Origin of the sequence: Gemmatimonas sp., assembly GCF_041689975.1 — a bacterium.
Taxonomy (GTDB): domain Bacteria; phylum Gemmatimonadota; class Gemmatimonadetes; order Gemmatimonadales; family Gemmatimonadaceae; genus Gemmatimonas.
In genome coordinates, this window is the sequence record NZ_JBDNFF010000020.1 from 36,122 (window position 1) to 47,312 (window position 11,191).

Consider the following 11,191-nt stretch of genomic DNA (forward strand, 5'->3'; position numbering starts at 1 on the left):
GGCGCTTCACCGGCACCGTCCGGCAGTGCTCACATGCAAATCGCGCGCGGCGGCCGTGGCGAGCGCCGACGCCGTCCAGTGCACGTCGATACGACCACGGTGCAGCGCGCCCACGGTCGTCAGCGCCTCATCGATCCGCACTCGTGACGTTGGCCAGCGCGTCGTTGCAACGCTGCGCGTGGCCGTATCACACGGCGCCAGCAGGGCGGAGCCGGCCGCATTCCCCACTTCGCGTTGCGCGCGAGCCAGCTGGAGCGCGTCATCGCCCAGCGTGACCACGGAGACCGACGTGGCCGCGAGCAGGAGACTGGCGACGGCCACGAGGACGAGCGCCATGAGGCACTCGACGAGGAGATATCCGCCACGCGGACGCAGGCGCAAGCACGGTGGCGATGAGGCGAGTGAAAGGGAGACAGGAGGCATGGTCACACGGTAGTGCGACGCGTGCCCACCAGTGTCACCAGAATCGTGCGCGCAGGATCATGACACTGCGGAGCGCTCGTCGGACGCGATGGCTGGGAGACCACTGGACCCAGAGTGAAGCGGCAAGAGGATCACGAATGCGGCGCCGCCCTCGCGCGCCCGCTGCACCCAGATCGTCCCACCCAGATTTTCGATCGTGCTCGCCACGATCGCGAGTCCGAGTCCGGTACCCTTGCCCGGCTGTTTCGTGGAGAAGAACGGTTCGAAAATACGTTCGGCGTCTTCCGGTGCGACGCCGGTGCCCGAATCGGCCATCACGATCTGCAGAAATCGAGAGGGGGACTCCGGACGGGCCAGCCAGGCCAACGCGCGCTTGCTGGGCCGGTGCGTCCAGCGCTGCGGCGTCGGATCGGTGCGGCGCTTGTCGATGGCCTCCGTGAGCGACTCGGCATCGTTGATGCGGCTATTGATTACGATGTCCCCCTCACGATCCATGGCATCGACCGCGTTCAGCAACAGATTCACGAACACCTGCTCGAGGTCGTGCCGCTCGGCGTACACAACACCGTCGGGCGCTTCGAGACCTCGGGTGACACGGAAACGGCGAACGATTCCCTGGTCGTCGAGCAAGCGGACCACGTCTTCGATCACCTCATCGACGACAATCGGCTTGGGCGTCAGCCGCCGCGGCCGCGCGTAATCGAGCAGGCCGCGCATGATGCGATCGATGCGCGCGATCTCGCGCTCGAGAGCATCAATCGGCTCGGTCGTCCCCGGCACGTCGGTGGTCCGCATCCGCAGCACGTGCGCATAGTTCGCGATGGCCGACACCGGATTGCCGATTTCATGCGAGATGCCTGCGGCGATCCGTCCCATGGTCGCGAGTTTCTCCACGCGCATCCTCGACTGCGTGGCGGCGAGCATCTGCTCCGTCATGCGATTGATGCTGGTCGCCAACTGCGCGAACTCGTGCGTGTTTCCCACCGGCACCCGGCGACTGTTGTCGCCGTCGGCAATCGCCTCGGCCGCGTCGACGCATTGCGCCAGTGGCACCTCGACCAGCGCCACGACTTGTCGTCGCAACACACTGGCCCACACGACCGACACCATGATTACCAGCAGCGCCACGAGCGGCCACCGGACGTAGGCTGGCAGGTATTCGGTGACCCACATGGTCAGGATGATCGCCGCCAGCGCACTGCCGCTGGCAAGGGCGAGCACCTGCTTGAGTCGTTGATGGATACGGGGAGTCGGGATGGCGAGCACCTGCGGAGGATGCGTGACGCGAGCTCCGGAGGCAACTGGGCGAGGCGAGGCCAGGGCAAGCCCCCCGAGAAGCCAAGAGGGGCCGAGCGTTTGCTCGGCCCCTCTGTCGCTGCCCGCTGTAACCACCGGGACAGTGATGTTACGTCGTCAGTGCGATCACACGTACCGCCGATGCCGGCACGAACCTACCTGCACGCTGCGCCGCCCGGCTGGCCTTCGGCGAGGGTAGCCGGCGTGGACGTGCCCGTACCGATCAAGCAGGTCGCGCCGGCCGCGTTCAGATGCACCGCCGTGCCCGACCAGCCCGTCGCCGCGCCCACGAACGTCAGCGCGACGCCGGCCGAACCCACCGGCGCCACATAGCCGACGTAGGTGTTGTTGTCCGAGAACCACGCCTCGGCCGAGGACACCATGTTCTTCAGGTCGGACTTCATGGCCGTGATGTAAGCCTTGCGCTTCGTTTCGGCGAACTTCGGGATCGCGATCGCGGCGAGAATGCCGATGATCACGACAACGATGAGCAGTTCGATCAGGGTAAAGCCTTTGCGGGTGCGCTTCATAGTCCGTCTCCATTCGGGGGGGTGCGACCGGGCCTCGATGCCCGTTTCGTTGACGACATGTCTGGCAACGCGCGTACCACGCCGACCGGCAGCTGTAAGTCGTTTATTCTGAACAGCTTCCATATTACGTACCATGCACGGTCGTCGGTGCCGCGATTTCATTTCGCGATTCTCTAGGCAATCTGCAACACGATCGCGTCGCGCTTGCTTGCCGTTTCCCGGCCGCCAACGCCAAAGGGGCCGGGCGAAAGCCCGACCCCTTTGGCGTGCTGCAGCGGCTGCGCCGACAGGGTAATTACCTACAGGCAGCGCCGCCCGGCTGGCCTTCCGCGAGGGTAGCCGGCGTGGCCGTGCCCGTACCGATCAAGCAGGTTGCGCCGGCCGCGTTCAGGTGCACCGCCGTGCCCGACCAACCCGTCGCCGCACCCACGAACGTCAGCGCGACGCCGGCCGAACCCGCCGGCGCGACATAGCCGACGTACGTGTTGTTGTCCGAGAACCACGCCTCGGCCGAGGACACCATGTTCTTGAGGTCGGACTTCATGGCCGTGATGTAGGCCTTTCGTTTCGTCTCAGCGAACTTCGGGATCGCGATCGCGGCGAGGATGCCGATGATGACGACAACGATCAGGAGTTCAATGAGGGTGAAACCCTTGCGAGTGCGCTGCATTAGGAGCTCCGTAGAAGAAGGCGCGCGAACCTGATGCTCGCGTCGTCGACTGCTATCAAGGCACAGCGCGTACCACGACATCGTACATTCGCAAGTCGTTCACCACGAACGCGTTGCGAACGCAGCCCGCACCTGGCCCACCCGCAGCACCCTGTCATTCCGCGATCTTTCGGCAGAATACCCCGATCGCGCCAGCGGGAACGACAAAGGGGTCGAGCACGTGCTCGACCCCTTCCCCCCGTTTGGTAGTCCTACATGGGTGGAGCATTGCTTCACCCGGATGCAACCTTAGTTGCAGGCCGCGCCGCCCGGCTGGCCTTCCGCGAGCGTAGCCGGCGTGCTCGTGCCAGTGCCGATCAAGCAGGTGGCGCCGGCCGCGTTCGCATGCACCGCCGTGCCTGACCACCCCGTCGCCGCACCCGTGAACGTGAGCGTGACGCCCGCCGAACCCGTCGGCGCCACGTAACCGACATAGGTGTTGTTGTCGGAGAACCATGCTTCGGCAGAGGACACCATGTTCTTCAAGTCAGACTTCATGGCTGTGATGTAGGCCTTTCGCTTCGTCTCAGCGAACTTCGGGATCGCGATCGCGGCGAGGATGCCGATGATGACGACAACGATCAGGAGTTCGATGAGGGTGAATCCCTTGCGAGCGCGCTTCATTGTGACTTCTCCAGTGGGGGTCTGACGACGTCGGCCACCGACGGTGGTGTCCTACGCGACACCGTAGCTATCAGCATCAGCCTTGCCACGTTGTGGCAAATACGCTAACCCCCTGCACTTGAAACACTTGCACCATTCCAACGCGGGTCTACTCGGCGTATCGCGTCTTACCATTTGCAAGGTTCATTGCAGCATGCAATGGCCATCGTCGCGCGCGCGTCGCTACGGACAGACCGCTTCGCGAGGCGCGTTCGCCGCCAGCGCCGATCCTGCCGCCATCGTACATTCCGTAATCGGCACACCGACGTGCGTCGCCGTGGCCGACCACCCCGTTGTCGTGCCGACGAACGTGAGGGTGACACCGGCCGAACCTTGCGGTACCACCACGTCCGCATATGAATTGTCCGTCACGAAGCGGGACTCGGCCACCGTCGCCAATCCACGCAGATCCGACTTCATCGCAGTGACATAGGCGCGTCGCTTCGAGTCGCCGAACTTGGTGATCGCCACCGACGCCAGAATTCCGATGATGAGCACGACGATCAACAGTTCGATGATCGTGAAACCGGTGCGACGTCGCATCCGTGCATGCATGGTCAAGCTTCTCCGTAACGGGCAAGTTTGCGATAAAGCGTGGAGGGATCGATACCGAGCATGTCGGCCGCGCGACTCTTGTTGCCACCTTCGTTCTGCAACACCCACTGGATGTACGCGCGCTCGATCGCTTCCAGCGTCGGAGACACCGGCGTGCGTTCACTCACCAGCGGCTCGGCGCGACGGGCAGTCACGCGCTCCGGCAGGGCATCGGGGTCGATCACCGAACCGGTACATAAAATGACGGCACGCTCCAGCGCATTCTCGAGCTCGCGCACGTTGCCAGGCCAAGAGTAGGCCATCAGCGCGTCGATTGCATCGTCGCGCAGCATCTTTACGCTCTCGTTGCGTAGCGTCGCGCTGCGCGCCAGGAACGACTCTGCCAGAAGCGGGATGTCGTCCTGACGCTGCCGCAGCGGTGGCAGGTGCACCGCGATCACATTCAGTCGATAGAACAAGTCAGCGCGGAAGCTACCGCGCTTGATCTCTTCTTCGAGGTCGCGATTCGTCGCCGCCAGCACGCGCGTGTCTACCTTGACCGCTTCGGTGGCGCCCACTGGAATCACTTCACGCTGCTGCAGCACGCGCAGCAGCTTGACCTGAATCGATGCGGTCGTCTCGCCGATTTCATCGAGGAAGAACGTGCCTTGATTGGCCGCGGTGAATAAACCGGTCTTGTCCTTCACCGCGCCGGTAAACGAGCCCTTCACATGACCGAAGAGCTCACTCTCGAGCAGCGACTCGGGGAGCGCACCGCAGTTGATCGACAGGAAGCTGCTGTCCGATCGCGTGCTCAGCTCGTGGATATAGCGCGCGATCACTTCCTTACCCGTCCCCGACTCTCCAGTCAGCAGCACCGTCGAATCGGTGGGCGCCACGGTTTCGGCGAGACGCAGCACGTCGAGCCATGACTTGCTGCGTCCGATCGGACGCCCGCTGGTGGTGCGCTCGCGCCGCTTGATCTCCTGCTTCAGCGTCGTGTTCTCGGCGCGCAGCTTTCGATGTTCGGCCGCGCGTCGTAGAATCGCCAGGAGCTCGTCGTTGCGAAACGGTTTCTGGATGTAGTAGAACGCGCCTTCGTTTACCGCCTGTATTGCGGATTGCAACGTGGCCTGCGCCGTCATGAGAATCACCGGCATGTCGGGATCGACCTGACGCGCCGTGCTCAACACCTGGACACCGCTCACATCGGGCATCCGCACGTCCGTCAGCACGATATCGGGACGCAGCTCGGGAATGCGCTCCACACCGGCACGACCACCCTGCGCCGTGAACGGAATGAAGCCTTCGTTCTTGAGCAGAATGCGCAACGAGTCGAGAATGCCCGGCTCGTCATCCACAATGAGCACGCGCGGAGCGTCACCGGCGAGCGCGGGAGGGGTCACGAGGCAACTCCAGTAAGGCGAGAAAGCGAAGCGTGAGTCGACTCGTGGAGAGTCGACTCGTCGAGAGTCGGCTCGAAGGGGACAGTCTTGTGCACAGGCGTTTCCCCACGGCGAGACGAATCGTTGTTGCCGGCGGTCGGGAGCAGCATCGTGAAGCGCGTGCCTTGGGCGAGCGAGTCGACCAGCACCACACCGCGATGTGCTTCGACGGCGCGATGGACCACGGGCAGGCCGAGTCCGGTCCCACCGGCCTTCCCGGTGACGAACGGCTCGAACAGCCGGTCCTTCAGCTCCGGAGGAACACCGGGGCCGTCGTCCGTGACACTCACGGTCAGCAACTCGCCCGTGAGGAGCGCCGACGCCGCGCCGTGCTCGCCGGTTGGGCGGAAGCGATCGACCTGGATGAACACGTGCCCCCCGGGCCCCACGGCCTGAACGGCATTCAGCACGAGATTGAAGACGGCGCGATGGAGCAGATCTTCGTCGCCTTCCACCGGCGGCAAGTCGGGCGCCACCCTCACCTGCACTTGCACGCCGTCGCGTCGGTCGGGATGCGACGCCGCGATCATCGATGCGGCGTTCACGATCGAGCCGAGATCGATGCGGCTCACGCGCGTTACGCGGGCTCGGGCGAAGTCGAGGAAGTCCGCCAACAGTCGGCTGAGCCGGTCGGCCTCGCGCACCACGAGATCGTGCAGGATGCGCTCATCGTCATCGTCCGCGGTCGGCTCCAGCGAACGGGCGCGACGACGGGCCAACTGTTCGGTCGCGCTGCGAATCGACGCCAGCGGATTTCGGATCTCGTGTGCCAACGACGCACTCAGCTCGGCCACGGCCTGCAAACGCTCGGCACGAATGTGCAGCGCCTGAATGCGCTTGCTGTCCGAGATATCCTGAAAGATCGCGGTCGCGGTCACGCCGCCGTCCTGGCTCGTGCCGTTGGCGATCGTGGTCGTCACACCGATCTCCACGGTCTCGCCTGCACGATGGATCACGCCTTCGGCGCGCGTGGTGCGCACGCCGTCACGCGACGATTGCTCGAGCAGCGTGGCCAGCTGCGGCGACACGCCGAGCAGCGTGTGCAACAGCGGCCGTCCGACCAGCGAGCGGAGATCGAGACCGAGCAGATCGGACGCGGCGGGATTGGCATACAGCAACCGTCCCTGGGCGTCGACCGTCATGATGCCGGACCGAATCGTTCGCAGAATGTCGGCAGCCTCGAGCTGTACCTTCGCCAACTGCGCAGCGAGCGCCTCGCGACCCATGCCCGCCTGACGCAATCGTGACGAGACATATCCGGAGCCGATCGCCACCACGACAAACACGGCGATTTGCACAGTTATTCCCACATACGGCGTACCCGGCCGCAGCAGGATCACATCGGCGGCGTACAGCAGGCAGGCGCCAGCTGCCACCGCGACCCCTCCGCGGAAGGGGAGCAACAGGGCCGCGCTGGCGATGACCAGGATGTAGAGGGCGGCGAATTGGGAGCTCCATCCACCCGTGATGTGCACGACCGCCGTCACCAGCGCCAAATCGATTGCGCACTGCAGTCCATAGAAGCTCAGACCGAGCGTGCGGCGTTCAAACTCGCCGTAGAACGCCGAGCCGATGGTGGCCAGCGTGGCACCGGCGAACGCCAGCGTGGCGATCAGGGTATCGCTCGGGGCGGCTTCGCTCCACACGAATACCGCGGCCACCAGGATCGCACAGGAGAGCACGACTCGGCCCAGCCAGACCCAGCGCAGCACGCGGCGCGGGTCGAGCATTTCCTGGATCGGGACCTGGGGGATCGCGGGGGTATAGCGCACGGATGTCGTGAGTCTTGCAGAAAGCCGTAAAAGCGGAATGCCCGGCAGTCGTGCAGATTGCACTACCCTGACGAATCATCGGCCTGTCCGTTTCCTTTCAGTATGCTTGCTGACCCTTCTTTGCCCGTCGTCGAGACCATCACGTTCGGTTCGGCTTCGGGACGATTGCTGATGGTGCTGTTGCTGGTGCTGCTCAACGCGTTCTTCGTTGCCGCAGAGTTTGCGCTGGTGGCGGTGCGGCGGAGCCGCATCGACCAGATGGCCGCCGAGGGGGACAGCAGCGCCAAGGTGGTGCAGCGTGCCCTCAGCCAGCTGGACCGATATATTTCGGGTACACAGCTGGGCATCACCCTCGCGTCTCTTTCCCTCGGCTGGATCGGTGAGCCGGCCATCGCCGTGCTGGTGGATCGCGCGCTGCATGCGGTGGGCATCGAGCCGGCGACGGGCGCCGTGCACACCGGAGCCGGGATCGCGGTCGCGTTTCTGGTAATCACCTTTCTGCACATCGTGCTCGGCGAGTTGGCGCCCAAGTCGATCGCCCTGGCGCGTCCCGAGACCGTGAGCCGGTGGGTGGTCCGCCCGTTGATGCTCTTCTCGCGAGTCATGTCGCCCTTCATCGGCTTTCTGAATGGCACCGCCAACCGGTTGCTCAAGTTGCTCGGCGTTCAACCCGTGTCCGAAGCTGGACATGTGCACAGTGCGGAAGAGCTGCGCCTGCTCGTGATGCAGGCGCGGGCGCACGGTACGCTCGACGAGTCCGACTCGGCGATGCTGGCGGGCGTGTTCGACTTCCACAACAAGAAGGCGCTCGACGTGATGCGCCCGCGAACCGACATGATCGCGATTGCCGAAGACGTGGAACTCGACGAGCTGATCGTGACGCTGCGGCGCGAGCGCTACTCGCGCTATCCGGTGTATCGCGAGACGCCCGATGACATCGTCGGTGTATTTCTCGCGAAGGACTTCTGGCTCCATGAACATCCCGAGTCGTTCTCGCTTCGCGATCACTTGCGCGATCCGATATTCGTTCCGGCGACGCGCGCGGCCGAACGCGTGCTCGATGATCTGCGACGCACACGGGCCCACCTCGCGGTCGTGCTCGATGAATACGGCGGAACGGCCGGCATCGTGACGTTGGAAGATCTCGTCGAGGAAGTGATCGGTGACATCGCCGACGAGTATGATCCGCTGTCACGCGATGCCCTGCTCTTCGACGGCGTGCTCGAACTCGCCGGCTCCATGTCCCTCGTCGACGTACGCTCGGATCACAAGCTACCGATTCCCGAAGGCGACTGGTCGACGCTTGGCGGCTACGCGTTCGCGATGCTGGGTCGACTTCCGAAGATCGGCGATCGCGTGACGTATCCTGGCGGAGAACTCGAGATCGTCGCGATGGATGGCCGACGTGTGGCCGCCCTGCGCGTGCATTCACGTACCGATTTACCGAGCACCACATGACCCGTGTATGGTGGCCGCTGATCGTCGTCGCGGCGGCATTCGCGTGCGGCGCGTCAGCCGACCGAAACGGCAACACGACCGCTGGCGTCGTGGCCGCAGAACAAGACACGATCGGTCCGGCGGCCCCGCCGGGCGCGCCGGCCAGTGAGTTTCCGAACCCGATGCGACCGGTGGCGGACATCGTCGCGCCGCGATGGAGCGATGAGGATGACCGCGATGACGTGGGCGAGTTCACGCGCGTGATAGAACTGGCGAAGATTCGGCAGGGCCAGCAGGTCGCCGATATCGGCGCCGGCGACGGCTACTACGTGTCCCGACTCTCGCCGCTGGTCGGTGCATCCGGTCGGGTATTCGGACAGGACATCATTCCCGATTACCTCACTTTGCTGCAACGACGCGTACGGCGCGAAGGGATGGGTAACGTGCAGGTCGTGCGTGGCGATGCGCACGACCCGCGCTTACCGAGCGCCAGCGTGGACGTGGCGATCATGATTCACATGTATCACGAGATCGAGCAGCCCTTCGCGTTGCTCTGGAATCTCGCCACCGCGATGCGTCCGGGTGGACGTCTCGTGATTCTCGATCTCGACCGTCCCACTTATGGGCACGGTACACCGCGGCCTTTGCTGCGCTGCGAGCTGGCCGCCGTGGGCTATCGGCAGCTGTCGATCACGACGACCGCTCCCTCGGAGTACGTGGCGATTTTCCTGGCTCCCGACTCCGCGTCGCGCCCTACGCCTGCGGCGATCTCGACGAAGCTCCGTACGTCGCCATGCCGTACGCCGTGAACGGCCGTACATGACAGCGCCATCGCAGGAGGACGTGGACGTCGTGCTGGGGGTGCGCATTCCGGCGTACGAGCTCGATGTCACGGCAATTTCCGGCAGCGGACCGGGAGGCCAGCATGTGAACCGCAGTGCTACACGCATCGCGCTGCAGTGGAACGTGCGTCTGAGTCGTGCGCTGCGCGATGAGCAGCGTGCGCTCGTCATGGCGCGCCTCGCATCGCGGCTGGACACCGACGGTGCGCTGCGCATCGTGGCCGGCGAGTATCGCAGCCAACAGCAGAACCGCCGCGCGGCAATCGAGCGGTTGGTCCATCTCGTGGCGCGAGCGCTCGTCGTGCAGAAGCCCCGCAAGGCGACACGGCCTACGCGGGGCTCCATTGAACGGCGATTGACCGAGAAGCGCCAGCGCAGCGAGACCAAGCGTCGGCGACGCCCCGACGAGGCGTGATAGTTGTCGGTCGTGGGATCAGAAGGCGATGATATTGGCGCCAAGGTAGTAGGTCACGAAATCGGCACGCCCGCGAAGGGGCACCGGCGGTCGGTCATTGGTGTACGCGTCGCGCACGCGATCGGCGTTGAGATAGCGCACATCGTCGTGGCGCAGGAAACGCGCGCCGAGATCGATGCGCACCGGATACGTGCCATTGTTCACGCGGATGTAGCTGCCCACCGCCCCACCGTAGGCGAGTGACGCGTCGCTGGCGTTGGTGGTGGTGGCGAACGAATCTCGCTGGTTGCTCGATCCTTCAATGGAGCTGGACGTCCAGAACACGGAGAAACCGCCCAGCGCCGTGGCGTAGGGCGTGAACATGCCAGTAGGGCCGAGCAACTGCGGACCGGCCACGAACGACACGATGTTGCTGGTCGTGCGCAGGTCGAGCTGAATCAGTCCGCCTGTTCCACTCAACGGAATGCGCCGTGTACTCATGCCATACGTCAGGAAGGAGAGGTCGGCGCGCAGGTTCGCGATCGAGTTCGGATCGAGTCGCACGAGCGCGTACCCGCCAACGCCGAAGCCGTTACCGGTATTCCGGCCGAATTCACCCTTGGGCTCGGAAAGCTGCAGGTGGATGCCGATCGATCCGCGACCGGAGGGCGCACCGCGCTCGGCGTCGGTCTGCGCGCCGGCCGGAACGGCAAGAATGGCAGCGACGATCGCTGAAACGATGGTCTGCACGGCGGTTGGAGAGCCCATGGAAACTCCGGACATGGATAGGCGCGTTGCTCATGTGATTGAAAGCGTCGACCGGATCACCGGGTGCAATTCGGTCTTGCTGAGGAGTACGCCGACTCGGTCAGAAAGTGTCACGTTTCAGTCTTAGCGCCTCGACTGCTTGAATCCCGTCTCAGGATTTGGTATTGATTCAGGTTATGATCGCTACGCCTCGCTCCGTCTGGCTGCTGCACCTTGCTATGGCTTTCGCGGCCGTAGTGGGGGCGTTGCGCGCCGGTGCGCCGTCGGGCAACCGGGTGGCGCCGTCGGTCCGGTTGGCGAGTGCTGGTTGGATCGCGCCTCCTGAAGGTTACCAAGCGCTCGCGGTGAACCCGGGCGCGCCGATGGCGGGCGCGCCGA

At 64.5% G+C, this 11,191-nt stretch carries 13 protein-coding genes; 4 read left to right on the plus strand and 9 right to left on the minus strand.

Annotation, left to right across the window (positions count from 1 at the left end):
* Positions 1–6: 6 nt before the first annotated feature.
* From ACESNG_RS01400 to ACESNG_RS01435, 8 genes are all read right to left on the minus strand, one after another.
* Positions 7–423, minus strand: coding sequence for a hypothetical protein (locus tag ACESNG_RS01400; protein ID WP_373067417.1), 417 nt, complete (start codon positions 421–423; stop codon positions 7–9).
* Between the two features lie 57 nt (positions 424–480).
* Positions 481–1,689, minus strand: a complete 1,209-nt coding sequence (locus ACESNG_RS01405) for a sensor histidine kinase (RefSeq protein ID WP_373060658.1) — start codon at positions 1,687–1,689, stop codon at positions 481–483.
* Positions 1,690–1,874: 185 nt separating this feature from the next.
* Positions 1,875–2,249, minus strand: a complete 375-nt coding sequence (locus ACESNG_RS01410) for a type IV pilin protein (RefSeq protein WP_373060659.1) — start codon at positions 2,247–2,249, stop codon at positions 1,875–1,877.
* 295 nt (positions 2,250–2,544) lie between these two features.
* A complete protein-coding gene (locus ACESNG_RS01415) occupies positions 2,545–2,919 on the minus strand; it encodes a type IV pilin protein (RefSeq protein ID WP_373060660.1) in 375 nt (124 codons plus the stop codon).
* A 288-nt stretch (positions 2,920–3,207) separates the two neighbouring features.
* The gene (locus ACESNG_RS01420; RefSeq protein ID WP_373060661.1) at positions 3,208–3,582 is read right to left on the minus strand and encodes a type IV pilin protein; all 375 of its coding nucleotides are present in this window, start codon (positions 3,580–3,582) and stop codon (positions 3,208–3,210) included.
* A gap of 222 nt (positions 3,583–3,804) precedes the next feature.
* Positions 3,805–4,176 carry a type IV pilin protein gene (locus ACESNG_RS01425; RefSeq protein ID WP_373060662.1) on the minus strand — a complete coding sequence of 124 codons (372 nt, stop codon included), beginning with the start codon at positions 4,174–4,176 and terminating at the stop codon, positions 3,805–3,807.
* A gap of 2 nt (positions 4,177–4,178) precedes the next feature.
* Entirely contained in the window at positions 4,179–5,561 is a 1,383-nt protein-coding gene (locus ACESNG_RS01430; protein ID WP_373060663.1) for a sigma-54-dependent transcriptional regulator, read from the minus strand.
* Positions 5,558–7,330 (minus strand): nitrogen regulation protein NR(II), encoded by a 1,773-nt coding sequence (locus ACESNG_RS01435; protein ID WP_373067419.1) that lies wholly within the window; start codon positions 7,328–7,330, stop codon positions 5,558–5,560. The genes ACESNG_RS01430 and ACESNG_RS01435 overlap by 4 nt, the downstream gene beginning before the upstream one ends.
* A 144-nt stretch (positions 7,331–7,474) precedes the next feature.
* On the opposite strand from ACESNG_RS01435, the gene ACESNG_RS01440 reads away from it, so the two are divergent.
* Genes ACESNG_RS01440 through arfB form a run of 3 tightly spaced genes read left to right on the plus strand, consistent with a single transcriptional unit; the run spans position 7,475 to position 10,066 of the window.
* Entirely contained in the window at positions 7,475–8,830 is a 1,356-nt protein-coding gene (locus ACESNG_RS01440) for a hemolysin family protein (protein WP_373060665.1), read from the plus strand.
* Entirely contained in the window at positions 8,827–9,618 is a 792-nt protein-coding gene (locus tag ACESNG_RS01445) for a class I SAM-dependent methyltransferase (RefSeq protein WP_373060666.1), read from the plus strand. Before ACESNG_RS01440 ends, ACESNG_RS01445 begins: the two co-directional genes overlap by 4 nt.
* A 10-nt stretch (positions 9,619–9,628) precedes the next feature.
* A complete protein-coding gene (gene arfB / locus ACESNG_RS01450; RefSeq protein ID WP_373060667.1) occupies positions 9,629–10,066 on the plus strand; it encodes an alternative ribosome rescue aminoacyl-tRNA hydrolase ArfB in 438 nt (145 codons plus the stop codon).
* A gap of 18 nt (positions 10,067–10,084) precedes the next feature.
* Here arfB and ACESNG_RS01455 read toward each other — a convergent pair whose 3' ends face one another.
* Positions 10,085–10,813, minus strand: a complete 729-nt coding sequence (locus ACESNG_RS01455; RefSeq protein WP_373060668.1) for a hypothetical protein — start codon at positions 10,811–10,813, stop codon at positions 10,085–10,087.
* A gap of 176 nt (positions 10,814–10,989) precedes the next feature.
* On the opposite strand from ACESNG_RS01455, the gene ACESNG_RS01460 reads away from it, so the two are divergent.
* Positions 10,990–11,191: hypothetical protein (locus ACESNG_RS01460; protein ID WP_373067422.1), on the plus strand; the 202-nt coding region annotated here is incomplete at its 3' end.

What these genes read in the sequence shown, in the direction of transcription:
- ACESNG_RS01415 (WP_373060660.1), bottom strand. Translation starts at nt 2,919, where the DNA reads ATGCAGCGCACTCGCAAGGGTTTCACCCTCATTGAACTCCTGATCGTT.
- ACESNG_RS01400 (WP_373067417.1), bottom strand. Translation starts at nt 423, where the DNA reads ATGCCTCCTGTCTCCCTTTCACTCGCCTCATCGCCACCGTGCTTGCGC.
- ACESNG_RS01425 (WP_373060662.1), bottom strand. Translation starts at nt 4,176, where the DNA reads ATGCATGCACGGATGCGACGTCGCACCGGTTTCACGATCATCGAACTG.
- ACESNG_RS01440 (WP_373060665.1), top strand. Translation starts at nt 7,475, where the DNA reads ATGCTTGCTGACCCTTCTTTGCCCGTCGTCGAGACCATCACGTTCGGT.
- arfB (WP_373060667.1), top strand. Translation starts at nt 9,629, where the DNA reads ATGACAGCGCCATCGCAGGAGGACGTGGACGTCGTGCTGGGGGTGCGC.
- ACESNG_RS01445 (WP_373060666.1), top strand. Translation starts at nt 8,827, where the DNA reads ATGACCCGTGTATGGTGGCCGCTGATCGTCGTCGCGGCGGCATTCGCG.
- ACESNG_RS01410 (WP_373060659.1), bottom strand. Translation starts at nt 2,249, where the DNA reads ATGAAGCGCACCCGCAAAGGCTTTACCCTGATCGAACTGCTCATCGTT.
- ACESNG_RS01455 (WP_373060668.1), bottom strand. Translation starts at nt 10,813, where the DNA reads ATGGGCTCTCCAACCGCCGTGCAGACCATCGTTTCAGCGATCGTCGCT.
- ACESNG_RS01420 (WP_373060661.1), bottom strand. Translation starts at nt 3,582, where the DNA reads ATGAAGCGCGCTCGCAAGGGATTCACCCTCATCGAACTCCTGATCGTT.
- ACESNG_RS01435 (WP_373067419.1), bottom strand. Translation starts at nt 7,330, where the DNA reads ATGCTCGACCCGCGCCGCGTGCTGCGCTGGGTCTGGCTGGGCCGAGTC.